This is a genomic window from Providencia sp. PROV202 (genome assembly GCF_028479565.1).
GTDB classification, from domain to species: Bacteria; Pseudomonadota; Gammaproteobacteria; order Enterobacterales; family Enterobacteriaceae; genus Providencia; species Providencia zhijiangensis.
This window is the reverse complement of the sequence record NZ_JAMPNV010000011.1, coordinates 82,926-109,161: the sequence shown is the minus strand read 5'-3', so window position 1 is coordinate 109,161 and position 26,236 is coordinate 82,926. Positions and strand designations below refer to the sequence as shown.

The window sequence follows — 26,236 nt, the reverse complement described above, 5'->3', positions numbered from 1 at the left end:
TAAGTGGCTAGCTAATAATTAGTTAAGTGCAATTATTAGCCGAATGGTCAGCCTAATCATATCACTAGGATTAATCCAAAAAACTTGTTTCGCGTCAGAAAAATAAAAACAGATCCAAATATTACTGATAAATAAACCTATAACTCCGAATGTATGAACTTATCTAGAATATATGATTGATTGATTAATTATTAAAAGAATAATATTCTGTTATCGGTAACAAAAAATGAATTTATTTAATAAGAAATTCGTCAAGAAGAGCAAAAAGTGAGCGAAAACAGGTGTGAGCAATAGAATCTAAAGGAATAACAGAATCAAAATAGTGATTCAAAAAATAGAAAGTAGGGTGAGAGTACTGAAGGAATAAAACGATCATAGGCGATAAAAATCGAAAGCTGAAACGAGAAAAGCAAAAGGAAGGGCGTGTTATTTTGATGAACGTATTGGAGTTCAATAGACTTAATTAAAAAAATTAAATAAGCGTAGAAAGGGTGAGGATAAAACGCCCTCTTCATCACTTAAATGGGTAATGAAGAGGGAAGCTTAATATGACTGATTAATCACACTGGACTTTGATAGCTAATCCACCACGAGATGTTTCGCGGTATTTAGCATTCATGTCTTTACCCGTTTCGTACATGGTTTCGATAACTTTATCGAGAGACACGCGAGGCTCGCTGGTTCTACGTAAAGCCATGCGTGCGGCATTGATAGCTTTAACAGAGGCGATTGCGTTACGCTCAATACAAGGTACTTGAACTTGTCCAGCAACAGGGGTCACAGGTTAGACCTAAGTTGTGCTCCATACCAATTTCAGCTGCAATGCAGACTTGCTCTGGGCTTGCGCCAAATAATTCTGCTAAACCTGCCGCCGCCATTGAGCAGGCAACACCGACTTCACCTTGGCAACCCACTTCTGCGCCAGAAATAGACGCATTCATTTTGTATAAAATGCCAACGGCTCCAGATGCTAAGAAATAGCGTAAGTAAAGTTCAGGAGTGACAGGTTCAACGCAATGATTGTAGTACGCCAAAACGGCCGGAACGATACCACAAGCGCCGTTGGTTGGTGCAGTAACAACACGACCACCCGCTGCGTTTTCTTCGTTAACGGCTAATGCATACATGTTGATTAAATCAACCACGTTCATCGGGTCATTAGACAGTTTGCTTGCAGAGGTCACTAAGCGGTTCAGTGCTGGTGCTCGACGGGGAACACGCAATGGACCAGGAAGGACACCTTCAGTGTTAAGACCGCGTTCAATACAGGCTTGCATGGTCTTCCAAACATCCGCAAAGTAAGCGTCAATTTCTTCGCGAGGATGTAAATCCAGCTCATTTTTCATCATCAGGCTAGAAATCGATAAGCCAGATTCTTTACATTTTAAGAGTAACTCACTCGCGGAGTTGAATGGATAAGAAACAGGTTTGCTGTCTGAAGAGGTTTGGCCAAAATGTTCTTCATCGACAATGAAACCACCGCCGATGGAATAATAAGTTTTAGTGTAAATTTCCTTGTCGCCAGCGAAGGCGTGGATAGTCATTCCGTTTTCATGTAACGGTAAGTTATCTTGACGGAAATTCATGCCACCATCACGAGGGAAATCAACAGTATGAGTGCCATTGGCTAATAGCAGCTTTTCTGTCTCCTCCACATTCTTGATAAAGGATGGGATTGATTCAATGTCAACGGTAGCAGGGAGGTTGCCTGCTAAACCCATAATAATGGCGATATCGGTATGGTGACCTTTACCTGTTAGGGATAAAGAGCCATAAACGTCTACTGCGACACGGGTGACGGATGGCAATAATTGCTTATTGACCAAATCATCGACAAATTCTTTCCCAGCTTTCATCGGACCGACGGTATGAGAGCTTGAAGGGCCAATGCCCACTTTAAACATGTCGAAAACGCTTATCACGCAGGACTCCTTAAACAAAAGATGAAGATATAGTGATTTATTTTAAAGGGCGCTACTTTACTGTTATTTCGTAGTGTTAACCAGTAAGTTTAAAGTATTTTTTGAAATAAGGTAGTTACATAAGGTGGATTGGTTATAAATAGCACTAATTGTATTTTGGATAGTGGAAAAATGATTGAATAAAAGGATTATTGACTGAGAAGACTAATCCAGTTGTAGGGCGAGTTGATGCAGAATGGATGCGGTGAGCCCCCAAACTAAGTGATTGTTATACCAGTAAAAAAAGACTCGTTTTTCGCGACCCGAGCGGTTGATATCCACATATTTATGTTTTTGCAGGGATAATGCATCAAACAGGGGAATTTCAAAAATAGAGGAAACTTCGCTTGGATTCGCCTGATAACGAATATTATCGGGTACAAGACCGACAATAGGGGTGACTTGATAACCCCCAATACTGGAGATAGGCGCCAGTTGCCCTAAGACCTGCACTTTCTCTGGTGGTATGGCGACTTCTTCATAGGCTTCTCGTAATGCGGTCGCAATTAAGTTTGTATCTTCAGGATCGCGAGAGCCACCCGGGAATGCCACTTGACCAGCATGAGAACGTAATAGCGGTGATCGTTGTGTGAGCAATAATGTCGGATTGGATTTATTGATAATTGGCAATAGCACTGCAGCCGCTTTACCCGCCGATGTGGCGGGTTGACGAGAAAGCGGGAGTGTAAATTGAAAACGGTTAATAAAGCTATTCAGCTCAGTCATCGCTATCGAGTTTTCCTAGTTTTGGCAAAATCAGGCGTAATTTGTCAAAGGTCTCTTGATACTCTTTATCGGCTTGACTATCGGCAACAATACCACCGCCTGCCCAGCAATAAATCTGTTTTTTGTCAGTTATCAGCGTACGGATTGTGATGTTCGTATCCATATTGCCACAGAAACTAATATAGCCGATTGCGCCACAATATCCATGTCGACGATTGGGTTCTAATTCTTCAATGATCTGCATTGCACGAATTTTCGGGGCGCCCGTAATGGAACCGCCAGGGAAACAGGCACGCAGTAAGTCGGTGGCTTGGTATTGGCTGTCTAATGTGGCAGTGATAGTGCTAACGAGGTGATGAACTGCGGGAAAAGGTTCCACTTTGAAAAGCTCAGGAACGCGTACGGTGCCCGGTTTAGCAACGCGTCCAATATCATTGCGCAGTAAATCTACAATCATTAAGTTTTCAGCGCGATCTTTTGGTGAATTGGCTAATTTTTCTGCTTGAAGTTGGTCATCCTCGGGAGAGTCTAAGCGAGGGAGTGTGCCTTTGATCGGGCGAGTTTGAATTTTACCTTTTTCTAATAAAATAAAGCGTTCAGGAGAAACGCTGATAACCGCATTATCGGGTAAGCGAATAAACGAGGAGAATGGGGCGCGGTTACTTTCATTCAGCGTTAAGAATGCATCCCACTCATTGCCCTTATATTTGGCTTTAAAGCGCTGAGCAAGGTTGATTTGGTAGCAATCCCCCTCCCGTAAATATTGATGGATGCGGGCAATATTTTCATGGTATTGCGCTTCAGTCATGTTGGCATGCCATGGGGACGTCAATGAGAAGGCATTTTTACGAGAGGCTTTTTGAGCTTGTAACCAAGTAAGTCGCTGCTCGACATTTTGATGGCTGAATAAGGTCACACGTTGCTCATGGTGATCGACAATGAGCGCCCATAAATAGATACCCACTGCCATATCTGGAAATTGCAGTTCAGTAGTGGCAAGTTCAGGGAGTTTTTCGATACGGCGACCTAAGTCATAGCTCCAAATTCCCATTGCACCACCTTGGAATGGCAGGGCGTCATCAGAAAATTCGCTAACTTGGTATTGATCTATGTATTGCTGTAAAAGAGTAAAAGGGTCTTGTTCTGAAAATTGAGCGAGCTGATTTTGCGCTTGAATTTCAGTTTGCAAACCACGAGTTAATAGGGTGACAGCGGGGTCAGCAACAATCATATCGTAACGGTTATGAGAGTGTTCAGCTTGACCAGAATGAAGCAGCATGGCCCAGGGTTGGTGCGATAAGGGTGCAAAATAATCTAATGCCGCATTGGGGCTGTAAGGGAGTTGTATTTTATTAATAGCCATATCAATCAATTAAAATCAGGTTCCACAAGTGAATAATGCCAGATTACCATATAATCTTACCTTATTAAGGCAAGAGCTGTTAAAATTTGCTGAAAATCTTAACGTAGTAAATAAGTCTGCAATTTAAAGAGGTTGATTATGTTTTCAGGTATGCCAGCACTTTCCCACGCAGAGCAACAAGAAGCGGTTGAACGCATTCACCAACTGATGGCAGAAGGCATGAGCAGCGGAGAAGCCATTGCGCTAGTCGCTCAAGAAATCAGGGAAAACCATCAAGGTAAAGAGCAAATTGTTGCCCGATTCGATGATGAAAATTAATAATTAATAAACATCCTATTAACATTTAAATATATTTCTGATAAATTCATATCAGTTAAGTCATTTTGCTCATAGGTTTTATTTTTACAACTACACTAGATAGACAACGACAGCCTATGCGTGCGTTGTTAATGATGCTGCAGTTTTTGTGAGTAAAATGGATCTCAATTTCATCTACATCTCGTAGATGCCGGAGGACGGTATGAATGTTAATAAAAAAATAGCAATAGTTTTAGGCAGTTGTGCGCTTGCATTAAGTTCGTTTGCATTCAGTGCTAACAAGGAAGAAGGTAAAGCCGCTGCATTTGTGAGCTGTGGTAATCTGACTGAGCCACAAATTGCGGCGCAGGTTAAAAATGATTTTATGAATAACCGATTACCACGTTGGGCAGATGAAAAAGCGGCCGTGGGTAAAAAAGCGGTTGCATGGATCAACGACAGTGAAGTGACGAAAACGGAAGATGGCTACTCGCTGCCTTTAGTGGTCAGAGGGTCGAAATCCGATCTGCATTACCGTGTTGCTGTGGATTGTAAAAACAATACCATCACCTATAACACCAGCAAATAATCTGTGGGTTTATAGAATGAAAAAGGAGAGTATAACTCTCCTTTTTTTGTGTCTAAAATTCGATTCTTAGCGATTTCTTGGCTCGTAGGGCATACGAGCGAAATTCATCGATAACTGGCGATAGTGGACCAGCCTTTCACGAAAATAATCCCGCAAATGTTCTGGCTGCTCACGTTCGATGGCTTCAGGAATAATGGGGATATTATAACGTTCCTTGAAAGCAACGCCGGAAGCCAGCAGGTCAACGTTAATTTTGTCCATCTCTTCTTTTGGGAGGGTGGCAAGATTGTGGCTCATTTCAAATCCTAACGGTTAACAACATCAGCATGAATTGTAGCAATTGAAGTTCAAAAAATCTTGATGAAATAGTGAGATGGTTAGCGAATAAAATTAAATTCAAACATGATAATAGTAAGCAACTAGGATTATTATGATAAATAAAAGCTAATGCGACTGATTCGTGTTATTTTTACAAAAAATCATTGTTAATCAATAAATTAATTTTTATAGGAAGAATGTTTTCTGAATGCATTTATTATGTTACTGTGGGATATAACTTCATAAAATCATCATCATTAAGGTAAAGATATGTTAAAAGCTGACATGATTGAAGCGTTAAATAAACAACTGAATCTTGAGTTTTTCTCCGCTAATCTGTATTTGCAAATGAGTGCTTGGTGTAGTGATAAAGGCTTTGAAGGTGCAGCTGCATTTTTGAAAGCACACTCACAAGAAGAAATGGAGCATATGCAGCGTTTATTTAATTACCTTAGCGATACAGGGGCATTACCACGCTTAGGCGCGATTGCTGCACCGCCAGAAGATTTTAATTCTATCGCTGATGTGTTCAATAAAACGTACGAACATGAGCAATTAATTACTTCAGAAATTAATAAACTTGCGCATTTAGCAATGACAACCCAAGATTACTCAACATTCAACTTCCTGCAATGGTATGTTGCAGAGCAACATGAAGAAGAGAAACTGTTCAAATCTGTACTGGATAAACTGGGCATGGTGGGTGAGTCTGGTAAATCACTATTCCTGCTGGATAAAGATCTGAAAGGTTTAGCGGCGGCTGCGCACGTTTAATCATTTTTTTAAATCGCTCGATTATCGTGTTACTTATTAAGCGCCAATTCAGAGATGAATGGCGCTTATTCTATTTTTGCGAGTGAGTTTTATTCGCATTTTGTGTCAAGCCTCACAAGCTGAATGATAAAATCTGATTTTATCGCTGCGTATCGTATTATTTTCCGTATAATGATTGGCAATATATCTAAATTCACCTGCAAATTAAGAGGTTACTATGCCAATCAACCAAATAAAATCTTCTTGGCGTAAATTAAGCGCGGTCGCTGTACTGTTCTTAGGTATGTCATTCCAACAAGCATTCGCTCATGCGCATCTTAAAGATCAATTACCTGCAGAGGGCGCTGCGTTAGAGCAGGCACCAGAAGCAATCACGTTAAACTTTTCTGAAGGTATTGAAGTTAACTTCACTAAAGTCAATGTAACGGATGCGAATAAGCAAGTCATCAAGACAGGTAAAGCCGCGTTAGATCCAAGCAATAACACCAAAGTCATTATTCCTGTTGAAAGCAAATTAGCAGCAGGTAAGTATGATGTTCAATGGAGCGTTGTCTCTGTTGATGGACACAAAACCAAAGGGAACTATAGCTTCACTGTGAAATAATATGTCACTGGAAGCGTTTTACACCTTAACGCGATTTGCTCACTTTATCGCCGCAATGTTGATGTGTGGAATGTCAATGTTTGCGGTGATAGTTTCCCATGGGCAATTTCGCGTACTACTCCAAGATGCACTGAAAAAAAGTATTATCTTTAGCGCAGTTATCACTATCATCACCACATTTTGCTGGATGATTGCACAATCTGGTTTGATGGGCGATGGTTGGGAAGATGCGTTGAATATGGATATTTGGCAAGGTGTACTTGGCACTACCTTTGGCCAAATCTGGCGTTGGGAAATCCTCAGTGCTGTCGGTTTGTTTGCCGTTTTATTTATCCGTCCGATCACCCTAAAGCTTTACCTCATTCTTGGTTTCTCTGTCATTATTCTGGGGTTACATGCCTTTATTGGTCATGCTGCAATGAATGAAGGGTGGCTGAGAGTTGCTCATCAAACTAATCAGTTCATTCATCTAATTAGTTGCGCATATTGGTTCGGGGGTTTGTGGCCTTTCCTTATTTGCATTCAGTTTTTACGTAGTAACGATAAGCTAAAAGCAGGGCTAGAAACGCAAGTTGTCGTATCGATGAAGCGTTACTCGCAGCTAGGGCATGTTGCTGTGGTTTGCGTGCTAATAACGGGAATTATTAATAGCCTGATTTTATTGCCCGGATGGCCATTTATCGCAACACTATCTGAATACCAATCATGGCTATGGCTAAAAATTGCGTTGGTTGGGTTGATGGTGCTATTGGCATTAACGAATCGTTATTGGGTGGTACCACGTCTTCAACAGCAAGGGCGGATTAATTATTTGATAATAAATAGTTGGGCCGAATTGTTGCTCGGTACTATTGCCATCCTTACAGTGGCTGTTTTTGCTACCTATCAACCTGTATAATGACGCATATCTTTGTATAACCCTGTTTGACAAGGTCATTTTAAATGAAATTTAAATTCATAATTTGTGCGTTAGTACTGGGTGGAACATTCAGTACGGCGATGGCTGCACCATTGGCGAGCGTCAGTAAAAAACAGTTTGGTGATGAGTGGCCGCTAAAGCGTGAAGAAGTAATGTTAGAGTGTCGTGCTAACGGCGCATTGGTGGTCATCAACCCGTCTACGTTAATGCAGCATCCATTGAATGATATTGCAACGGCACAAATGGAAAAGAAAGAGATCCAAGCACAACCGATTGATGTGCTATTAGCACCTATTGAGACCACTAAATCAGTTGAAGAACGAGTATTGCCGCTGAAGCAAGCCGCAGAGAAACTGTGTGGCAATAAGTAAGGTGCTGTTAGCCTTTAGCTAGAAAGATCAAGGAGATGGCAATTGAAAGGTTTTACTGATTGCTTAGATAGGTTTAACTTATCATGCAAATAGTTCAATCTTGGAAAATTAAGCAATAAATTGTGTTAAAAATATGTAAAATAATTGCTAATTTAAGTGGTAAGAACGTAAGCTGAACGCTAGTATTAGGGAGTACTTTGTTACGTCTCAATGGCAATTTTAGCGCACGGCTCTGCCAGAGCCATTTCCCAAGGCCCGGTAATCGGAATCTACCAGGCCTCTTTTTTTTGTATTATTTCCCATCTGACCGTTCTATTTAATAGCACCATCTTCATCAAGCAATTCTCATTAGCCAATGATGATTTTCTTTATCATAACGCTGGCGATAGAGCAGAACCGGTTTTTCATCCAGTGTCGCAGGGATACTCGTGTGTTCATCCCAACCATCCAGTTGCATGCAAAATTCAGAATCGGAATCGCAAGGAATACTCACAGTATCGCTACGCTTATCAGCCATAACGGCATCATTGATTTCATAGGAAGAGATTTTCAATTTAACTATACTCATAACATTTCCTCTTTACTCTTTATTTTTACAATAAAAAATCAGCCCAACGAAATTAAGCATAGTATAAATGGAATTCATTTCCAAAATATATTTTCAGTAATGGAGAATAAAAAAGGCGTCATGCTGAGAAACATGACGCCTTGTTAGGGATTATTTTTTGGGGATAGGGGTTCCCCAGTCTAACCAGTCTGCTGGTGGCTCTAATTTCAGAATGAAATGCTGATCAGGTTTAGCTTTAGGTGCAAGTGGCACTGTTGGCGGGGTTGCCAGCGAGATTCCACCACGAACAAACTGCTTGAATGTGCCACTTTTCACCACGCCGCCTGTTAAGCCAAAGGCGAGGTTATAACCTGAAGATAACCAGAACTGGGTATTATCACGGATCAGATATTGGTATTCTTTACCTATACGCGTTGCAACATAAACGCGATCGGAAAGCTCTCCCAAATAAAGCCCAGTGACGGTTCCGATCTCTAATCCTCTAAACAGAATTGGCGTTCCTACCTGAATAGAACCCGCCTCACTAGCATCAAGGATAATAGTGAGACCATCGAGATAACGGGAATCTGTAATGTTGGCAGTTTGCAATTCAAATTGGAAACGGCTCTTATTACTGCGTCCTGGCTCTGCACTGATATATGGTTGGATCAGTGTATCGAGGTTGTTAACCCCCGATGGAGAAAGCTCAGGGGTGACAATGGCAAAACGGCTGCCAATTTTGGTGAAATTTTCCACATATTCAGGATACAAAATTGCTTTCGCTTTCACTTCACGATTATCCGCAGACAGCTTCAGAGATTCGATTTGCCCGATGTTAATACCTAAATAACGAATAGGCATGCCTTCGGAGAGCTTAGACGCATCAAAGGTCGTCAGTGTTACCGCACTACCAATCGCTTTTGCCGCAGTTTCTGATGGGTAAAGTGTATGTTGGCGTGAAGTATCTAATGAGCCAGTTTGAATATTATCAAAACTAATCGCACCACTAAACGCACGACTGAGTGGGGAAGCTTGAACCGTTAAACCTCCAGCATTTAACTGAACTTTGGCACCACCTTCAGCCCAGAAAACACTTTGTGGAGTCAATAAGTTACGGTATTGCCCTGAGATATACACATTCACTGCAAAGCCGTCATTGTTTGGTTTAATCGACACAATTTTACCGACTTCAAATTGGCGATATAACACCACTGAACCTTGTTGAATGTCGGGAAGGGTATTGGTGTTTAGCGTAATGGTGGTCGGCGGTGCGGAGCCTAAAATACCCGCCTTGGCATTTTCATCGGTACGATATAACGGGAATGAGTCTGGTAATGTATCTTTACCTTTCCCCGGAATGATATGTAGGCCGCCTTCTAGCCACTCTTGCGGCGTTGCGCCTTGGAATTGTAATCCGCTCATACCTAACTGCACATCGACACGGCTATTGGCGACAAATTTACTGTCTTGTTTAACCAAATGTTTAAATTCATTAAACACGGCAATTTGGAACTGAACATTGTCATCCGTTAAGTGACGCTGTAATACTTCACCGATTTTTATTCCACGGTAGATAACAGGTTGCCCCACATTTACCCCGAAGGTATCCAATGCGGTGAGGGTCAGTTGCAAGTCTATATTGCCTTGCTGATCAAGCGGTTTGACATCATCTTTACTTGGCTGCAATTCATATTGTTGCCCTGTTTGTGCTGGCAGGCTGTTTTCTGGAGAATCAAATGCGACAGCGCCATTGATCACTGCCGACAGGCTTTCCATTTTGATGCTGGCGCCAGTATTCAGGTCGAAGCCACCTTCAATACCGGAGATATTCCAAAATTGGCTATCTGACCGGACGAGATTAACGTAGCGCTTTTTAATAATAACCGCGATGGAGACGCCTTTATTTTCAGGTAACAAAGAATAATCAGAAATATAACCGACCGGAACTTTACGGTAATAAACGGGGGAGTTTTCGTTTAATGCGCCTAAATCTTTCGCGGTGAGGTAAATCAGTAATTCACCTTCATTTAAGTTTCGCTGAGGTGGTGTATCGAGCGCCACAAATTGGGATTTTGGCGAGCCAGTGCTTGGTTGCATACCAATATAGTTCCCACCTACCAGAGCATCTAAGCCTGATACGCCGGCTAGAGAGGCTTTAGGTGTTACCAGCCAAAAACGCGTTCCTGAAGTGAGTGCAGAGCGCATGTCTTTATTCACATTGGCAGTAACAATGACGCTTTTCATATCATCACTGATAGAGACGGTTTGTACCATGCCGACATCTACACCTTGGTAGCGAATTGGCGTTCGACCTGCCACAACGCCAGAGGCGGATGAAAATTGAATGGTAATTTGCGTGCCACGCTCCACCCATTGTTGAAATAGCAGCCAGCCTGCGATCATGATCGCGATGATGGGAAGCAGCCAAAAGGGCGAAATTGTCGTCCTTTTACGGCTGATAGCCTCCGAAACTTCATTCGAAGTTTCACTTTGATGGTTTTGATTTTCCATAAGAATCCCAAATTAATCGACTGTCTAACCACTCAACAGCAAGGATAGTTAAAATAACAGCGGTACCAAAATATAAAGCCGCAGGCCCCATCGTAAATGACATTAGCATATCGCGGTTAACTAAGGTCATCATCAAGGCGATGACGAATAAATCTAACATCGACCAGCGCCCAATCCATGAAACGAATTTCAGCAATTTCATCCGTAACACAGGGTCTGTATGGCTTTTAAGCTGAATTGAAAATAGTAACAGTACCATGATGATAATCTTCACGAAGGGCACCAAAATACTGGCAATAAAAACGATAATGGCAATCGGCCAGTTTCCTGAGTCAATTAAGGAAACAACACCGGAGTAAATCGTGTCTTCTAGACGTCGCCCATTTAAATAAAACGTCGAAATAGGCAGTAGGTTAGCAGGGATTAGCAACACCATGGCGGCAATCAGTGCGGCCCATGTTTTTTGTAAGCTTAAAGGTTCGCGATGGTGAAGTGGACGGTGGCAGCGCTGGCACTTGCCTTTCTTATTGGGTTCGCCAGTAAAATGGCAGGCTAGGCAGGTTTCTGCATGAGGAGCATCTGTATTTTCCTCTAAAGGATAAAGCCGTCGCCACAGTTCATCGAGATTAATGTGGATTAAAATAATAATACTAATCAAAGACATAATTCCAAACGCAATCAACCCATGCCCAACATAAACCGTCGCGTAATCTTGCATTTTAATCGTAGCGATACCCAAACCGACAAGATAGACATCCAGCATGACCCACTCTTTGAGATGTTTCATCATCAGTAAAATGGGGCGCATGTTGATGGACAGGTAACGCGCTAATACCAAAGATAAAATTGAAATAGGCAAAAGTAACGGTGCTGCTATCGCACAAAAAGCCACAATGCTGGCGGTAAAAGGGTCACCTTGCTCACTAATTAAGCGGATGCCATCAAGCACATTAGCATTGATTTGGGTGCCAAATAGATGAATAGAAATCAATGGCTGCCAAAAAGCGATGGGAGCAAGAAGCAATAAAGTGATAGATAATAGAGCAAGACGACGGAGTGACCATGAGCGCCCATCATTTAGTTGACTAGAACATCTTGGGCAAACAATGACTTGCTGTGGTTGAAAAGGCGGAGTCACTATTTTTTGGTTACAATGGCAACAACGTTGCAAATTCATGGCAGTATGATTAATGTGGGTCATATATATTTATTGTATGAATTAATTTGCTTGTAATCTAGTGTAAAAAAATTTACGTAAAAGTGACAACTTGCTAACCTACGGTCTACGCTTACTAATATTTTTTACTTGTTTATGTATAACTGAAAATAAATATGGATAAAAAGAAGTATTATCTCGAACTTTCAGATAGTTTATCTGCACTTATCGCTGGAGAGTATGATTTAATTGCCAGTTTGGCAAATAGCAGTGCGTTATTATTTGAACGTTTATCCGGTATCAACTGGGTTGGTTTTTACTTGAGTGATGGAAAGGAGCTGGTTCTCGGCCCCTTCCAAGGCAAAGTCGCTTGTGTACGGATCCCGTTCGATAAAGGCGTCTGTGGTGCTGCATTTTCTGAGGCGCGAGTTCAGCGTGTAGAAGATGTGCATGCTTTCCCAGGTCACATCGCATGTGATGCGGCAAGTAACTCGGAAATCGTCTTCCCTCTGAGTGTAAATGGCAAGATAATTGGGGTTTTAGACATCGATAGCCCAAATATCGGTCAATTCGATGAAGAAGATGAAAAAGGGCTTCAATACCTTACAGACCAGTTATGCCAGCACTTGGTGATGTGTTCTATACCAAAATATTATTAATTATTGGTATGTAAAATCAATAGGAACGTGGCAATTGTCAGCAACACGATTATAATGTCCGCTTGTTCATGCCCGTGAGGTTGGCAAAATCGTTGTTATCAGGAAATTTCATGGAAAATCAACCTAAGTTGAATAGTAGTAAAGAAGTTATCGCATTTTTGGCAGAGCGTTTTCCACGCTGTTTTATCGCTGAAGGCGAAGCACGTCCGCTTAAAGTCGGAATTTTTCAAGATATCGTAGGGAACTTGACCGAAGAAGATGGTATTAGCAAAACGCAATTACGTTCTGCGTTACGCATGTATACCTCTAGCTGGCGTTACCTTTACGGTGTTAAAGAAGGCGCAAAACGTGTTGACTTAAATGGAGATGACTGCGGTGAATTAGATGCAGAGCACATTGCCCATGCGCGTCAACAATTAGCTGAAGCGAAAGCGAGAGTCCAAGCGCAACGCGCAGAGCAACAAAAAACGCAAAAGCGTCCTGCTGCGAAAAAGCCTAGCGACAAAGCACCTCGTCAAAATGATGCGAACAAAGAGAACACATCTCGTCGCCGTCCATCAGACAAAAAAGAACGCCCACAAAATACAGCTCCGAAAAAACCTCGTAGCAACCCAGCTGAAGAGAATTTGAAATCAGTTACTGATATCAACACACTGAAAGTCGGTCAGACTCTGAAAGTGAAAGTGGGTAGCAGTATGATGGATGCCTCTGTGCTGGAAATTGCCAAAGATGGTGTTAGGGTTCAATTGCCATCTGGTCTGGCAATGATTGTGCGCGCGGAACATTTAAAGTTCTGATACGGAGGTCACTCAGGTCATGAACAAATTACTCAAAGTTGCATTTGTTGTGAGTCTCGCGACTTTCGGCACAGCAATAGCTAATACTCAGGCAGTGACTTCGGTCACTGCTGCTCAGTTACCTCTTTTAAAGCAGAATACACAACACGGTACCGTGAGTGAGCGGGTGACATCGCGTTTTACGCGTTCTCACTATCGCCAATTCGATTTAGACAAAGAGTTTTCTGGGAAAATATTTGACCGTTATCTCAATATGATTGATTACGGACACAATGTTTTACTTCAATCCGATGTTGACCAGTATGCAAAAGATAAAGCAAAAACGGGCGAATGGCTTGAAGATGGCAAGTTAGATAAGTTCTATGACCTGTATAACCTTTCTCAGCAACGTCGCTTTGAACGTTTCAAATATGCACTCGCGCGTTTAGATCAACCGATTGATTTAAACGCGACGGATTCTATTGAAGTTGATCGCACTAAAGCACCTTGGCCGAAAGATAAAGAAGAACTAGACCGTTTATGGGATCAAAAAGTCCGCTATGATTGGTTGAGTTTGAAATTAACGGGCAAAGATGACAAAGAGATCAAAGACAAGCTGACTAAGCGTTACAATTTTGCATTGAAACGCTTATCTCAGGCGCAAAGCGAAGACGTATTCCAATTAATCATGAATGCGTTTGCTCGCGAAATTGACCCACATACTAGTTATTTATCACCTCGTAGCACTGAACAATTTAACTCAGAAATGAGTTTATCTCTTGAGGGGATTGGTGCTGTATTACAACAAGATGATGATAATACGACAATTAATTCTTTAGTTGCAGGTGGTCCAGCGGCTAAAAGTAAAGAGTTAAAAGTCGGCGATAAAATTATCGGTGTCGGTCAAGTTGGTAAGCCTATTGTTGATGTTGTGGGCTGGCGTTTAGATGACGTCGTCGCGTTAATCAAGGGACCAAAAGGCAGCCAAGTTCGTTTAGAAGTCGTTTCAGACACGAAAGGTGCTAAGCCACGTATCGTGACAATTGTTCGCGAACAGATCCGACTGGAAGATAGAGCGGTAAAACTGTCTATCAAACAGCAAGGTAAAGAGAAAGTTGGTGTATTAGATATTCCAGGCTTCTATGTTGGTTTGACCAATGATGTCAAAACTGAACTACAAAAAATGGCAAAAGAGAATGTATCGGCTCTGATTATTGACCTGCGCGGTAATGGCGGTGGGGCATTAACAGAAGCGGTTGCATTATCTGGATTGTTTATTAACAAAGGGCCTGTTGTTCAAGTTCGTGATAACAATGGTCAAGTTCGCCAAGATGCGGATGACGATGATGTTATCTATTACAAAGGTCCATTAGTGGTTCTGGTTGATCGCTTTAGTGCTTCTGCATCAGAAATTTTTGCTGCAGCAATGCAAGATTATGGCCGCGCTTTGATTGTGGGCGAACCGACTTTTGGTAAAGGAACGGTACAGCAGCATAGAAGTTTAAGCCGCGTTTATGATCAAATGCTTAAACCAGAATGGCCATCATTAGGTTCAGTGCAATACACTATCCAGAAGTTCTATCGTGTAAATGGTGGAAGTACTCAGCGTGAAGGCGTGACGCCAGATGTGGTCATGCCAACAGGGCAAGATCCAGCAGAAACAGGTGAAAGCTTTGAAGATAACGCATTGCCTTGGGATAGCATCCCAGCTGCAAATTACACTAAATCTGGGGACATCAACGCTGATTTATCACCGATTAAAACCAAGCATTTAGCTCGTATCAGTGTTGATCCCGAATTCAAATATATCGATGAGGATATTGCGCGTTACAAGTCTTTGAAAGCGACGAAAAATCTGATTTCTCTGAACTATGCTCAGCGTCAGAAGGAAGATAATGAAATTGATGCGACCAAACTGAAGCGCATTAATGAGCGCAATGCGAAACTTGGCAAGCCATTATTGAAGTCGATTGATGATTTACCGAAAGATTACGAAGCGCCAGATCCGTATTTAGATGAAACGGTGAAAATGGCAATAGACCTTTCGAATCAGAACACTAAGATGCTTTCTGGTGCCAAGCAGTAAAAATAAAGAGTATTTTCTAGAGCCAGCGCAAGCTGGCTTTTTTATATCTAAAAATACTATAATTGGTTGATTTTAAAATGATTTGTTTTATTTGGTGTTTTATCTACAGACTTAAATTCAACTAAACTTAAATTTTTATTTAAAATATTATTGGGTTTTCTTTCGCTTTTTCAAAAGTATCCTACACTTCAGTTAGTAATATCCCTTATTAATGAGGCAAAATAATGCGTAAATTATCTGTAGGTTTATTAACTGTCATGGCGGTCATGATGTCGTCAATGGGTTCTGCGAATGCAAGTAACTACCCTTGTTCAGGCGCTAAAGGCGGAATTGCTCGTTGTGATGGCGGGCAATTTATCTGTAATGACGGAACAACCAGTCGTTCGGAGCAAGTCTGTACAAATGAACTAAAAAACTCAATCAATAAAAATGCAGGTATTGGTGCGGGTATTGGGGCGGGTGTGGCAAAGCAGTCCAGCAAACCATCAGCGGTAGATTCTATCAAAGAGACAGGTGACAACATGAGTAAAACTGCAAAAGATAAAGCATCAAAAGCAACTGATAAGGCTAAAGCAGCTGAGAAGGAAACATCGAAAGCTGTGAAAGATAAGGCAAAAGCGACGGAGAAAGAAACCTCTAAAGCGGTAAAAGAGAAAGCAGATAAAGCCAAGGCTAAAGAGAAGGAAACCTCTAAAGCGGTGAAGGAAAAAGCCGACAAAGCTAAAGCGGTAGAAAAAGACACAACCAAAGCAGCAAAAGATAAAGCTGACAAAGCTAAAGCCGATAAAGCCGATAAAGTTAAAGCTGATAAAGCTAAAGCCGATAAAGCTAAAGCTGACAAAGCTAAAGCTGACAAAGCTAAAGCTGACAAAGCTAAAGCTGACAAGGCTAAAGCTGCTGCAAAAACAACCGCAAAGGTTTCTAAGGGCAAACCAACTAAAGGAAAAGTGAGCTGATCATTTTCTCGTAGTGCCTTATCGTTATCATTTAAATGCCGTTTATTAAAACGGCATTTTTATTCCCGTGTGTAAAGATATGTTATTTTATGATTTTTTCCTGTTAATGGGCTTGAAATGGTGTGAAAAAACCTTATTTATAAAGTAAATTTGTCGTGATGTTTGTTTTGACCAAGGAACCTATAAAAAATGATGAGAATTGCTTTATTCTTGCTCACAAACTTAGCTGTTATGTTTGTGTTCGGGATTATTTTGAGTTTAACCGGGATACGTGGAAGTAGTGCTCAGGGTCTGCTGATCATGGCAGCACTGTTTGGTTTTGGTGGTGCATTTGTGTCACTACTCATGTCCAAATGGATGGCGCTGAAGTCCGTTGGTGGTGAAGTTATCGAACATCCACGTAATGAGATGGAACAGTGGTTAGTTAACACCGTTAGCCGTCAATCCCAACAAGTGGGTATCAAAATGCCACAAGTGGCAATTTACCATGCACCGGATATTAATGCATTTGCAACGGGCGCACGCCGAGATGCCTCTTTAGTTGCGGTAAGTACAGGGTTATTGGAAAACATGAGCCGTGATGAGGCTGAAGCCGTTATTGCTCATGAAATCAGTCATGTCGCTAACGGTGATATGGTTACCATGACCTTACTGCAAGGTGTTGTGAATACCTTCGTTATCTTTATTTCTCGTATTTTGGCGCAAGTTGCGGCTGGCTTTATGTCAAACAATAATGACAATGAAAGTGAAAGCAGCAATGGTAACCCAATGGTTTATTTTGCCGTTTCGATGGTATTAGAAATCGTGTTTGGTATTTTAGCGAGCATCATTACGATGTGGTTCTCTCGTTACCGCGAGTTCCATGCAGACGCAGGTTCTGCCAAATTAGTTGGTAGAGAGAAAATGATTGCTGCACTGCAACGCCTGAAAACGAGCTATGAGCCGCAAGAAGAAGGGCGCTTGATGGCATTTTGTATCAACGGCCGCGGTAAAGCATTTAGCGAACTGTTTTTATCTCACCCACCATTAGATAAACGTATTGAAGCATTACGTTCAGGCCAGTATCTGAAATAGCCTACGGTGTTAATGTGGTAAATGAAAGGGAAACATGATGTTTCCCTTTTTTATTACCTATCCTACCTCTATCCCCGCGGTGTTTGATTTATCATTTTATCTAACTATTCCAGCGAATAGTGCCAGCAAGGTGGTACGCCTGTAGAAGAAAGGTATATCGCATTTTATGCTGAAGAGAGCTAAATAAACATACTGAAAGAAAATCGCACCTAAATTGAATGTCATTAAACTCTCAGTTTAAAAACTCCGTATATTTTTTAGGCACTGATGTTTATTTATCTTATAAATGTTGAATAAATAGACTAAATACTCCTTTGTGATTATTTTAATTTAAATAAAGTTAAATGATGAATACGCTTTATTGGCGTTAAATAACGTAAATAAAAAAATAAAGACCGTGTGTAATGCTACATATTTATGGTTAACTAAAATTAATAGCATGCCATTAATTTTTGAAAATTATTTACCATAATTAATATATTGATTATGATTATTTTTATAATTCCTTTCTGTAACTATTACTTTTTTAAAGATTCAAAAAATAATGCATAGTTATGCGTTAATAATTATTTGTAATTTATTTATCTATTATGTTATGGTGCGAAAGTATCCTTTTCAATCAAGCTAAATGTCGGATTATCATAGGGTTGTTCCACCTTGGGTTAAACTCCCAGTTACTCGCCATTGTTGTTTATGCATTAATAATGCATAGATGGCAGTGTGTTTTTACGCGTCAAATGGAATATATCGATAATATTATCGCCTATGAGTAATAAACATTTCATTTTGTTTGGAATAAAAGTCTTATCGTGCGGGGCCAATTTCCTCATTGAAATATCTCGCCATAAAATAATAAATAATAGGAACTCAACATGCACAATGAATTTTTAGTACACGAAGCAGAGATGCTGGAATTATTAGAGAAAGTGGTTAATACCGAATCCGGTTCATACGATAAAGAGGGTGTTGATAATCACGCGGCATTTTGGTGTGAACGCTACCAATCAATGGGCTTTGAAGTTGAGATAATCCCAAATGAAAAATTAGGTAATAACTATCGCATTTATCACCCATCCACCACGCCTGAAATTTTGATTTTACTGCATCTTGATACTGTATTTCCAAAAGGAACCGTAGCGGAAAGACCATTTAGCATTGAGGGTGATAGAGCCTATGGTCCCGGTGTTATCGATATGAAAGGCAGCCATGTCATGGTGCATCAGGTGATCAAACAGCTTTATGCCACCAACGATGAGCGCTACAAAAAAATTGAAGTGCTGCTGAACTGCGACGAAGAGATTGGTTCTATTTCGTCACGGCCGCTCATCGAGCAATGTGCAAAAAGCAAACGCTATGCGCTAGTGATGGAGCCAGCACGTGCGAATGGTGCCATTGTTAGCGCCCGTCGCGGTGTGGGAACCTATGTTCTGACCATTCAAGGGAAAGCCTCTCACTCAGGTATTGCTCCTGAAGCTGGGATCAGCGCTATCCAAGAACTTGCTTTTAAAATCCAAAGCTTACATGCACTTTCTCAACATGACAAAGGGCTTTCGGTGAACGTGGGTCTGATCACAGGTGGAACATCCGTGAATACCGTCGCGCCAAATGCGCGAGCAGAAATTGATGTGAGGATCTCTTCTGAGCAGCAAGGTATTGAAATAGATAAGAAAGTACGTGAAGTGTGCAGCCAGCCCGTTCTAGAAGGCATTCAGCTTTCATTGACCGGCGGGATCAACCGTCCACCAATGGCAAAAACGCCAGAAAGCGCCGCGCTTATCGACATCATCAAACAAGAAGCCGACAAACTGGCGATCACTCTGGTAGATGTCTCTACAGGCGGCGGTTCTGATGCTTCATTTACCGCAGGAGTGGGGACACCAACGGTAGACGGTTTAGGCCCAATTGGCGGCTATCAACATAGTGACAAAGAGTACCTCGAAATTCCCTCTTTAACTGAGCGCGCTCAGTTATTTTTCAATGTGTTAAAACGCATTACGCAGTAATTATGGCTAACAAAACAAATAATAATCCAACAGGATAAATCTATGGCAACATCCATACCAACAACATCAAAAGCAACATCAACAACACCACAAAAAAAGCGTTCTGATGGGATAAACCCGTATGTATTGCTCTTTTTCATCTTAGTAGCGGCAGCGGTTGCGACTTGGATCGTTCCGGCAGGGCAATACGCCTCTGAAACGAAAGTAATCACGACTATCAAAGATGGCGTGGAAACCCAAGTTAAGAGTTCCTATACCATTCCGGGGAGTTATGAGCGCTTACCTGAACAGCATGGCGTTCTACCAGGGCAGGTTTTCACGTCGATTGCAGACGGGCTAGTTAAAGCGGCACCGATCATTTTCCTGATTATCTTTACTGGCGGTGCGTTACATCTGCTTGAAACGACGGGCGCAATCAACAAAGTTCTGAGTAATATTTCACGCAGTAAAAAGCTCAATGACTTTTTGTTGATTACTATCTTCTTTGTGGTGTTTTCCATTTTGGGCACGACAGGGATTGTGGTGAATTCGATAATTGCATTCGTACCAATAGGTTTATTGGTGGCAAAGTCTGTCGGAATGGATGACAAGTTTGGCGCAGCGATTGTCTATGTTGCGGCTTACTCCGGCTTTAACGCCTCAGTAATGGCACCGATGACAGTCGGGTTATCTCAAGGTTTAGCTGACGTTCCACTGCTATCGGCATTTGGCTTTCGTACTGTGGTTTATATTAGCTTTGTGGTTGCAGGGATTATCTTCTTAACGCTGTACGCGAAGAAAAGCCGCCGTCAAGGGATGGTTCGCCCAGAAGTGCAAATTGATGATAGCCAATTTGAGACCTCAAAAATCTCTTTACGCCACGTCATTACATTATCCTATGCCGCATTCTGTTTAATTGGCTTTATTTTTGGTGCGATTGAGTGGGGTTGGGGCGAGAAAGAGATGATGGCCATGTTTATCATCTTAGGCGTGGGTGTGGGCGTACTGAACAGAATGTCACCAAATGATATTGCAACCGGCTTCCTGAAAGGCTGTGCTGGCATGGTTGGTGGGGCATTTATCGTTGGTATGGCGCGTGCGATTGCGATTGTATTAGCGGATGGCATGATCTTAGACACCATCGTGAATTCGATTATTTCTCTGATGGATGGCTTACCGAAAACATTATCTGCGCTTTCTATGTTCGGTACAGCAGCGATTATGCACTTCTTTATTTCTTCAGGTTCCGGGGAAGCGGCAGTTTTAGTGCCTATTTTCACCCCAATGGGCGATCTGTTAGAAATCACTCGTCAAACGACTGTTCAAACAGTATTAATGGGCGAAGGTGTCGTGAACTGTATTAACCCAACGTCAGGTATTTTGATGGCAGTATTAGCGACGTCGAAAATCCCATATACCAAGTGGCTGAAGTTTATCTGGCCGCTGGTATTAACTTGGATCATTATTTCGATTATCTCGATTGTTTACGCAGTCATGACGAATTTAGGCCCGATTTAAGTCCGTTTATTAGGTTATTTAGACAGATAGGGTATTTATTAAAGCGCTACTCGAAAGAGTGGCGTTTTTTGTTTTTGGGTATGAATTATTTGGTAGGGTTTTAGGCAAAAAAAAGCCCCCTTCGTAGGGATCTGAAGGGGGAGCTAAATGAATAAAGAATGGTTTAATTCGAGATCAAAGATAAAGGATTCTAGTGAACGAAACTTAGGTTTTTGTGCACTTTAGTTCGCTGTTTTGAGTTAGCGCTTAGAATCGCATTTATCGCTAAAGCTCTTATTGACGATAACCAGTCTTGATTTGTTCTAAAATGTTTTTGTAAGTCTCAGCTTGCTTCTCATCTTCCATCGAAGCGACTTCGCGTTGCATTTTGATCAAAATTTTACCCGCGTCAGCCTGACCGATAGCTTTAAGCATATGAGTAACAAGATTTTTTAAACAAGTTACTTCGTCTGCTAATGCGTTTACGTCTGGCTCAGTTGGAAAATGGGTTTTCATTTAGGAATTCCTGTAAGAATAAAAAGTAATTTGCAGATTGTAGCATAGAAGAAATGATTCTGTCGCTTTTCAAACTGACATGAAAATTAAAGGGGAGTGACTGTTTCTCTATGAAAAAACAGTGTGAACATGATAGTTTTCAATCCTTTAAAGATGAATGGTGAATGTGATATTATTCACAAAAATGTACTGAAGGCTGTTATTGGCCTTAATTATCATCAACAGGATGTCGTAAACCATGTCCCAGGTTTCTCGAAGCACTGCGTGGATCCGTGTATTGGCGCTTTCCGTTGCGGCTTTTGTCTTTAATACTACTGAATTTGTTCCCGTCGCATTACTGAGTGATATTGCCGAAAGTTTTGATATGACCGTTGCCCATACGGGGCTGATGATCACCATTTATGCGTGGGTTGTCGCAGTGATGTCTCTACCATTAATGCTGATGACGGGGAAATTTGAGCGGCGAAAATTACTGGGGATTTTGTTTGTTGTCTTTATTCTCAGCCATATTTTATGCGGGATTGCGTGGAGCTTTGAAGTGCTGATTATTGCGCGTATCGGTATCGCGTTATCTCATGCAGTTTTCTGGTCGATTACAGCATCATTGGCGATCCGTGTCGCGCCTGCGGGTAAAAAAGCGCAAGCATTGGGCTTGCTCGCCACGGGAACGGCACTGGCGACTGTGTTGGGATTACCATTAGGGCGAGTGATTGGGCAATGGATGGGCTGGCGGGTGACATTCTTGTGTATCGGCGTACTGGCGTTATTCACCCTGATTGCGTTATTGCGATTCTTACCTCGTTTACCGAGCGAACATTCCGGTTCGTTAAAAAGCCTACCGATTCTGTTTAAACGCCCCGCATTGATGGGTGTCTTTGTGTTAATCACCGTCGTCATTACGGCTCATTTTACTGCGTATAGTTATATTGAGCCGTTTGTACGTGATATTGCCTTACAGAGTCAAAATTTTGCCACACTCTTATTATTAATTTTTGGTGGGGCTGGCATTTTTGGTAGCGTCTTGTTTAGCCGCTACAGTAGCCGCTTTACTCTCTCATTTTTACCGGTATCGATGGCCTTACTGACACTTTGTTTAGTGTTATTTATGCCATTAAGTGGTGATGTTTGGACGTTGATTGGTACCTGTATATTCTGGGGAGTGGCGATTATGTGCATTAGCCTCGGGATCCAAGTGAAGGTTCTGGATTTGGCGCCAGATGCGACCGATGTGGCGATGTCGATTTTCTCTGGATTATTTAATATTGGTATTGGTGCTGGGGCATTATTAGGAAACCAAGTTATTACCCATATGGGAATGACTAATATTGGTTATGTGGGAGCGATTATCAGCCTTTTAGCATTCTCTTGGTGTGTGTTTATCTACACTCGCTATCGCTCAGCTTTTGCAGGAAAACAGTCAACTGCTGCTAATTATTAAGCTAGATTTATTCATTGTGCGCTGTACTAATTAAAGGTTAGTACGGTGCTTTTTTGTGTGTTAAATTTTTGCCAAATTTTAGGTGAAAGAATAGAGAAAGGTGAACAATGAAAGGATTGGGCTTCTTATTAATGTCCATTATTGCGGAAGTGATCGCGACAACAACGTTAAAAGCGTCGGATGGTTTTAGCCGTTTTTGGCCCTCTTTAGTGGTTATCATTGGCTATGCAGTCTCTTTCTGGGGGCTTTCCCAAGTTGTGAAGGTAATGCCGTTGGGTATCGCGTATGCCATTTGGTCAGGATTGGGAATTGTGTTGGTTTCTGTGGCGGCTATCTATATTTATAACCAAAAACTCGATTTACCCGCAATTATTGGTATGCTATTAATTATCATTGGTGTATTGGTCATCAACCTGTTTTCTAAAAGCGGCACCCATTAATCAGGTTCAACACATAATGGGATGCAAAACAGCGCTGATACTATCGGAGAAAGAGAATGAAAAGGAAACGTCAGGCGCTGTTAAAAGCAGTCGTGGCAATGGGTTCAGCTACCGTGTTATCCATTTTACTTTCAGCGTGCAGTAGCCCTGATAACAGTAAGATGACAAGAGCAGAAACATCCGGTTCTCAATATGCTCAACAAGTGGTGAATTTGGGCCCAGGTGCACAAGAAGCATGCACTTCAGCGGGTGGGTTACCTTCACTGAATTTAGAACTCAATGGTGAAAAGACCCCAGTTTGCCAGTTTGCAAATGGGCGCCGTTGTGCCGTTTCGGCAATTCGTAGTGGGGCCTGTATCTAAGTATTTTGGTGAGCTAATGATTTGAATCGCCCATCAAGCACAGTTGATGGGCGAAAAGAGAAAGGTTATTTTTTGCTTGGGAAGAAGAGGCTGATTGCAACGATGATGCCAACTAAGATGTAAGCTGCAAAAATACCAACTAACCACTGCGGCATGTCTAACCCTAAGAATGCCCACTGTCTAACCGCACAATCCCCTGTCGCTTCAAACACAGAAGGTACCCATTCTTGCAGCGGTAACCAGTCTGGGAAATTGACAAAGAAATCACAGGATGCAAACGGAGACGGGTAAAGTTGCAGCATGGTATGTTCCCATGAAAGGTCTAATCCACGCCAACCCGCATACAGCCAAACCACAATCGCAATCACTTTAACGACGGTGCTTTTCGGTGCAATCGCCCCGATTAAACCTGCCGCAATAATTCCCATCAATGCAACGCGCTCATAGATACACATTACACAAGGTTGCAGTTTCATAATATGTTGGAAATACAGAGCAGCACATTCAAGCATAAAAGCAGTGAATGCCATAAGCAGCCAAGCTGACCGTCCTTGAGAACAGTAATTAAAAAATCTGAACATAATAAATTCCCTTCATTAATAATCGGCTTATTTTGCCTCTATCTGGGTGATAAAAAAAGCAGCAAAATCAGATTAGAATAAGATTAGCTTAGTTTTTACGTTTTATTACAAAAAAAGCCGCATAAATATGCGGCTTTAAATTCAGAATCTGAACAATCAATATCGATCAACGTGGAATAGAAATTAACCCTAAGCTTTCCATCCAATCAGTTAATGGGATAAGCCAGAGCTCAACACCTAACAGACCGACGATGGTCATCACAACCGTAAATGGTAATGCCATCCAAACCATTCTACCGTAAGACAGACGAATCAGTGGCGACAGTGCAGAAGTTAACAGGAACAGGAAGGCGGCTTGTCCATTTGGCGTTGCAACCGACGGCAAGTTTGTTCCGGTGTTAATCGCGACCGCTAAGTGCTGGTACTGCTCAGCGGAAATTAAACCCGCATTCGCGGCTTTCAGTGCTTCGGTAATGTATACGGTGCCGACAAACACGTTATCTGATACCGCAGAGAGCAATCCGTTAAACAGATAGAACAGGGATAGCTGCGATGATTCAGAGGATTGCAGCACATACTGAATAAATGGCGTAAATAGCTGTTGGTCAATGATCACGGCGACAACACTGAAAAAGACCGTCAGTAGGGCAGTAAACGGCAAGGCTTCTTCAAAGGCTTTTCCGAGCGCGTGTTCTTCAGTGATCCCACAGAATGTCGTGGCAAGAATGATGACGGACAGACCAATCAGACCCACTTCAGCAAGGTGAAATGCCAACGCAAGAATTAACCAAATACCGATAAGACCTTGGACGATAAGCTGTGCTTGCTCTTTCTTACTGCGCTTAGCACTCATTTTTTTGTCGTGTTCGGTTAATACTTGGCGCACGGTATCCGGCAATTCAGCCCCGTAGCCAAATACTTTGAACTTTTCAACGAGGAAACAGACCACGAGCCCACATAAGAAAACGGGGATAGTGACAGGTGCCATACGCAGATAGAAGGTAATAAAGTCCCACTCAACATGTTTTGCGATGATCAGGTTTTGGGGTTCACCCACCATAGTCATTACGCCGCCAAGGGCAGTACCGATACCTGCATGCATCATTAAGCTACGTAAGAACGCACGGAACTGTTCTAATGTCTGCTTTTTTTCAACCGTATCAATGAAGGAATCGTTTTGTAGATCCGTATTGCTCGGCTGGCTAGAGGCATATTGGTGGTAAATTGAGTAGAAGCCAATAGAAACGCTAATGACCACAGCAATGACGGTTAAAGCATCTAAAAAAGCGGATAAAAACGCACTTGCTAAGCAAAATGACAACGCTAAAATTCGTTTAGAACGGACGTTTATTAACAGCTTTGTAAACACAAATAACAGAAGTTGCTTCATAAAGTAGATGCCAGCCACCATAAAGATCAGTAACAGAACCACTTCAAGGTTATTACTGATTTCATGAGAAATCTGTGCAGGGGAAGTCATACCAATTAGCACGGCTTCAATGGCTAATAACCCGCCAGGTTGTAATGGGTAGCATTTTAGTGCCATCGCCAAAGTGAAAATGAATTCAATGACGAGTAACCAACCGGCGATAAACGGGTTAACAAAGTAGAAAACAATTGGGTTTATTATTAAGAACAAAATGATAGCAAGTTTGTACCAATCTGGAGAATTTCCCAAAAAATTCTTCAAAAATGCTCTTCTTAAACTAAAATCCATTATGATTTTTAATCCT

Annotated in this window: 25 protein-coding genes and 1 pseudogene; 16 read left to right on the top strand and 10 right to left on the bottom strand. The window is 41.7% G+C overall.

From position 1 onward, the window contains the following. Positions 1-556 precede the first annotated feature (556 nt). From PR799_RS07850 to pabB, 3 genes and pseudogenes are all read right to left on the bottom strand, one after another. Positions 557-1,922, bottom strand: a pseudogene (locus PR799_RS07850) (L-serine ammonia-lyase). 204 nt (positions 1,923-2,126) lie between these two features. Continuing rightward, positions 2,127-2,687: a CoA pyrophosphatase gene (locus PR799_RS07845; protein WP_154603675.1), complete on the bottom strand. Its 561-nt coding sequence runs from the start codon at positions 2,685-2,687 to the stop codon at positions 2,127-2,129. After that, complete coding sequence (gene pabB / locus PR799_RS07840) at positions 2,680-4,050, bottom strand: aminodeoxychorismate synthase component 1 (RefSeq protein WP_272521645.1); 1,371 nt, start codon at positions 4,048-4,050, stop codon at positions 2,680-2,682. Before pabB ends, PR799_RS07845 begins: the two co-directional genes overlap by 8 nt. Positions 4,051-4,188: 138 nt before the next feature. Between pabB and PR799_RS07835 the strand changes: the two genes are divergently transcribed. Beyond that, the gene (locus PR799_RS07835) at positions 4,189-4,368 is read left to right on the top strand and encodes a YoaH family protein (RefSeq protein WP_036954826.1); all 180 of its coding nucleotides are present in this window, start codon (positions 4,189-4,191) and stop codon (positions 4,366-4,368) included. Positions 4,369-4,570: 202 nt separating this feature from the next. Then, positions 4,571-4,936 carry a protein YebF gene (gene yebF, locus PR799_RS07830; RefSeq protein WP_154627066.1) on the top strand — a complete coding sequence of 122 codons (366 nt, stop codon included), beginning with the start codon at positions 4,571-4,573 and terminating at the stop codon, positions 4,934-4,936. A 66-nt stretch (positions 4,937-5,002) separates the two neighbouring features. Here the strand turns inward: yebF and PR799_RS07825 are convergent, their stop codons facing one another. Then, on the bottom strand, positions 5,003-5,233 hold the full coding sequence (locus PR799_RS07825) for a DNA polymerase III subunit theta (protein ID WP_154599213.1): 231 nt from the start codon (positions 5,231-5,233) through the stop codon (positions 5,003-5,005). 291 nt (positions 5,234-5,524) lie between these two features. Here PR799_RS07825 and ftnA point away from each other — a divergent pair, with 291 nt between their 5' ends. The 4 genes from ftnA (at position 5,525) to PR799_RS07805 (ending at position 7,922) form a co-directional block, all read left to right on the top strand. Continuing rightward, the gene (ftnA, locus tag PR799_RS07820) at positions 5,525-6,028 is read left to right on the top strand and encodes a non-heme ferritin (RefSeq protein WP_036954837.1); all 504 of its coding nucleotides are present in this window, start codon (positions 5,525-5,527) and stop codon (positions 6,026-6,028) included. Between the two features lie 217 nt (positions 6,029-6,245). Further along, positions 6,246-6,632: a copper homeostasis periplasmic binding protein CopC gene (gene copC, locus PR799_RS07815; RefSeq protein WP_154627064.1), complete on the top strand. Its 387-nt coding sequence runs from the start codon at positions 6,246-6,248 to the stop codon at positions 6,630-6,632. A 1-nt stretch (position 6,633) separates the two neighbouring features. Further along, positions 6,634-7,530, top strand: a complete 897-nt coding sequence (gene copD / locus PR799_RS07810; protein WP_272521644.1) for a copper homeostasis membrane protein CopD — start codon at positions 6,634-6,636, stop codon at positions 7,528-7,530. Between the two features lie 44 nt (positions 7,531-7,574). After that, positions 7,575-7,922 carry a DUF2511 domain-containing protein gene (locus tag PR799_RS07805; protein WP_154627062.1) on the top strand — a complete coding sequence of 116 codons (348 nt, stop codon included), beginning with the start codon at positions 7,575-7,577 and terminating at the stop codon, positions 7,920-7,922. Positions 7,923-8,256: 334 nt separating this feature from the next. Here PR799_RS07805 and PR799_RS07800 read toward each other — a convergent pair whose 3' ends face one another. The 3 genes from PR799_RS07800 to yebS form a co-directional block, all read right to left on the bottom strand. Beyond that, positions 8,257-8,490 (bottom strand): DUF1480 family protein, encoded by a 234-nt coding sequence (locus tag PR799_RS07800; RefSeq protein ID WP_036954855.1) that lies wholly within the window; start codon positions 8,488-8,490, stop codon positions 8,257-8,259. Positions 8,491-8,640: 150 nt separating this feature from the next. After that, positions 8,641-10,980, bottom strand: coding sequence for an MlaD family protein (locus tag PR799_RS07795; RefSeq protein ID WP_154627060.1), 2,340 nt, complete (start codon positions 10,978-10,980; stop codon positions 8,641-8,643). Then, complete coding sequence (gene yebS, locus PR799_RS07790) at positions 10,955-12,181, bottom strand: membrane integrity lipid transport subunit YebS (protein ID WP_272521642.1); 1,227 nt, start codon at positions 12,179-12,181, stop codon at positions 10,955-10,957. The genes PR799_RS07795 and yebS overlap by 26 nt, the downstream gene beginning before the upstream one ends. A gap of 131 nt (positions 12,182-12,312) precedes the next feature. On the opposite strand from yebS, the gene PR799_RS07785 reads away from it, so the two are divergent. From PR799_RS07785 to PR799_RS07755, 7 genes are all read left to right on the top strand, one after another. Continuing rightward, positions 12,313-12,795 (top strand): GAF domain-containing protein, encoded by a 483-nt coding sequence (locus PR799_RS07785; RefSeq protein ID WP_154627058.1) that lies wholly within the window; start codon positions 12,313-12,315, stop codon positions 12,793-12,795. Between the two features lie 110 nt (positions 12,796-12,905). Beyond that, positions 12,906-13,592, top strand: coding sequence for an RNA chaperone ProQ (gene proQ, locus PR799_RS07780; RefSeq protein ID WP_154627057.1), 687 nt, complete (start codon positions 12,906-12,908; stop codon positions 13,590-13,592). Positions 13,593-13,611: 19 nt separating this feature from the next. Continuing rightward, entirely contained in the window at positions 13,612-15,657 is a 2,046-nt protein-coding gene (gene prc / locus PR799_RS07775) for a carboxy terminal-processing peptidase (RefSeq protein WP_272521641.1), read from the top strand. Between the two features lie 224 nt (positions 15,658-15,881). Then, entirely contained in the window at positions 15,882-16,613 is a 732-nt protein-coding gene (locus PR799_RS07770) for a cell envelope biogenesis protein TolA (protein ID WP_272521640.1), read from the top strand. A 189-nt stretch (positions 16,614-16,802) separates the two neighbouring features. Further along, on the top strand, positions 16,803-17,687 hold the full coding sequence (htpX, locus tag PR799_RS07765; protein WP_036954871.1) for a protease HtpX: 885 nt from the start codon (positions 16,803-16,805) through the stop codon (positions 17,685-17,687). A gap of 872 nt (positions 17,688-18,559) precedes the next feature. Then, positions 18,560-19,690, top strand: a complete 1,131-nt coding sequence (locus PR799_RS07760) for a M20 family metallopeptidase (RefSeq protein WP_272521639.1) — start codon at positions 18,560-18,562, stop codon at positions 19,688-19,690. 42 nt (positions 19,691-19,732) lie between these two features. Then, positions 19,733-21,187, top strand: a complete 1,455-nt coding sequence (locus PR799_RS07755; protein ID WP_154627050.1) for a YfcC family protein — start codon at positions 19,733-19,735, stop codon at positions 21,185-21,187. A 273-nt stretch (positions 21,188-21,460) separates the two neighbouring features. On the opposite strand, the gene PR799_RS07750 is transcribed toward PR799_RS07755, so the two are convergent. Then, complete coding sequence (locus tag PR799_RS07750; RefSeq protein ID WP_036954881.1) at positions 21,461-21,682, bottom strand: DUF2594 family protein; 222 nt, start codon at positions 21,680-21,682, stop codon at positions 21,461-21,463. Positions 21,683-21,920: 238 nt separating this feature from the next. Here PR799_RS07750 and PR799_RS07745 point away from each other — a divergent pair, with 238 nt between their 5' ends. The 3 genes from PR799_RS07745 (at position 21,921) to PR799_RS07735 (ending at position 23,922) form a co-directional block, all read left to right on the top strand. Continuing rightward, positions 21,921-23,120: a sugar transporter gene (locus PR799_RS07745; protein ID WP_272521638.1), complete on the top strand. Its 1,200-nt coding sequence runs from the start codon at positions 21,921-21,923 to the stop codon at positions 23,118-23,120. 107 nt (positions 23,121-23,227) lie between these two features. Continuing rightward, positions 23,228-23,560, top strand: coding sequence for a DMT family transporter (locus tag PR799_RS07740; RefSeq protein ID WP_154603690.1), 333 nt, complete (start codon positions 23,228-23,230; stop codon positions 23,558-23,560). A gap of 56 nt (positions 23,561-23,616) precedes the next feature. Further along, positions 23,617-23,922, top strand: a complete 306-nt coding sequence (locus PR799_RS07735) for a DUF333 domain-containing protein (protein ID WP_154627041.1) — start codon at positions 23,617-23,619, stop codon at positions 23,920-23,922. Between the two features lie 65 nt (positions 23,923-23,987). Here the strand turns inward: PR799_RS07735 and dsbB are convergent, their stop codons facing one another. Together dsbB and nhaB are read right to left on the bottom strand one after the other, a co-directional pair. Continuing rightward, positions 23,988-24,503 carry a disulfide bond formation protein DsbB gene (gene dsbB, locus PR799_RS07730; protein ID WP_036954894.1) on the bottom strand — a complete coding sequence of 172 codons (516 nt, stop codon included), beginning with the start codon at positions 24,501-24,503 and terminating at the stop codon, positions 23,988-23,990. Between the two features lie 166 nt (positions 24,504-24,669). Next, complete coding sequence (nhaB, locus tag PR799_RS07725) at positions 24,670-26,220, bottom strand: sodium/proton antiporter NhaB (RefSeq protein WP_036956457.1); 1,551 nt, start codon at positions 26,218-26,220, stop codon at positions 24,670-24,672. Between the last annotated feature and the right edge of the window lie 16 nt (positions 26,221-26,236).

What these genes read in the sequence shown, in the direction of transcription:
- PR799_RS07750 (WP_036954881.1), bottom strand. Translation starts at nt 21,682, where the DNA reads ATGAAAACCCATTTTCCAACTGAGCCAGACGTAAACGCATTAGCAGAC.
- proQ (WP_154627057.1), top strand. Translation starts at nt 12,906, where the DNA reads ATGGAAAATCAACCTAAGTTGAATAGTAGTAAAGAAGTTATCGCATTT.
- PR799_RS07760 (WP_272521639.1), top strand. Translation starts at nt 18,560, where the DNA reads ATGCACAATGAATTTTTAGTACACGAAGCAGAGATGCTGGAATTATTA.
- PR799_RS07735 (WP_154627041.1), top strand. Translation starts at nt 23,617, where the DNA reads ATGAAAAGGAAACGTCAGGCGCTGTTAAAAGCAGTCGTGGCAATGGGT.
- PR799_RS07795 (WP_154627060.1), bottom strand. Translation starts at nt 10,980, where the DNA reads ATGGAAAATCAAAACCATCAAAGTGAAACTTCGAATGAAGTTTCGGAG.
- PR799_RS07770 (WP_272521640.1), top strand. Translation starts at nt 15,882, where the DNA reads ATGCGTAAATTATCTGTAGGTTTATTAACTGTCATGGCGGTCATGATG.
- PR799_RS07755 (WP_154627050.1), top strand. Translation starts at nt 19,733, where the DNA reads ATGGCAACATCCATACCAACAACATCAAAAGCAACATCAACAACACCA.
- dsbB (WP_036954894.1), bottom strand. Translation starts at nt 24,503, where the DNA reads ATGTTCAGATTTTTTAATTACTGTTCTCAAGGACGGTCAGCTTGGCTG.
- yebF (WP_154627066.1), top strand. Translation starts at nt 4,571, where the DNA reads ATGAATGTTAATAAAAAAATAGCAATAGTTTTAGGCAGTTGTGCGCTT.
- PR799_RS07835 (WP_036954826.1), top strand. Translation starts at nt 4,189, where the DNA reads ATGTTTTCAGGTATGCCAGCACTTTCCCACGCAGAGCAACAAGAAGCG.
- pabB (WP_272521645.1), bottom strand. Translation starts at nt 4,050, where the DNA reads ATGGCTATTAATAAAATACAACTCCCTTACAGCCCCAATGCGGCATTA.
- PR799_RS07785 (WP_154627058.1), top strand. Translation starts at nt 12,313, where the DNA reads ATGGATAAAAAGAAGTATTATCTCGAACTTTCAGATAGTTTATCTGCA.
- PR799_RS07745 (WP_272521638.1), top strand. Translation starts at nt 21,921, where the DNA reads ATGTCCCAGGTTTCTCGAAGCACTGCGTGGATCCGTGTATTGGCGCTT.
- PR799_RS07845 (WP_154603675.1), bottom strand. Translation starts at nt 2,687, where the DNA reads ATGACTGAGCTGAATAGCTTTATTAACCGTTTTCAATTTACACTCCCG.
- yebS (WP_272521642.1), bottom strand. Translation starts at nt 12,181, where the DNA reads ATGACCCACATTAATCATACTGCCATGAATTTGCAACGTTGTTGCCAT.
- htpX (WP_036954871.1), top strand. Translation starts at nt 16,803, where the DNA reads ATGATGAGAATTGCTTTATTCTTGCTCACAAACTTAGCTGTTATGTTT.
- copC (WP_154627064.1), top strand. Translation starts at nt 6,246, where the DNA reads ATGCCAATCAACCAAATAAAATCTTCTTGGCGTAAATTAAGCGCGGTC.
- copD (WP_272521644.1), top strand. Translation starts at nt 6,634, where the DNA reads ATGTCACTGGAAGCGTTTTACACCTTAACGCGATTTGCTCACTTTATC.
- ftnA (WP_036954837.1), top strand. Translation starts at nt 5,525, where the DNA reads ATGTTAAAAGCTGACATGATTGAAGCGTTAAATAAACAACTGAATCTT.
- prc (WP_272521641.1), top strand. Translation starts at nt 13,612, where the DNA reads ATGAACAAATTACTCAAAGTTGCATTTGTTGTGAGTCTCGCGACTTTC.
- PR799_RS07825 (WP_154599213.1), bottom strand. Translation starts at nt 5,233, where the DNA reads ATGAGCCACAATCTTGCCACCCTCCCAAAAGAAGAGATGGACAAAATT.
- PR799_RS07800 (WP_036954855.1), bottom strand. Translation starts at nt 8,490, where the DNA reads ATGAGTATAGTTAAATTGAAAATCTCTTCCTATGAAATCAATGATGCC.
- PR799_RS07805 (WP_154627062.1), top strand. Translation starts at nt 7,575, where the DNA reads ATGAAATTTAAATTCATAATTTGTGCGTTAGTACTGGGTGGAACATTC.
- nhaB (WP_036956457.1), bottom strand. Translation starts at nt 26,220, where the DNA reads ATGGATTTTAGTTTAAGAAGAGCATTTTTGAAGAATTTTTTGGGAAAT.
- PR799_RS07740 (WP_154603690.1), top strand. Translation starts at nt 23,228, where the DNA reads ATGAAAGGATTGGGCTTCTTATTAATGTCCATTATTGCGGAAGTGATC.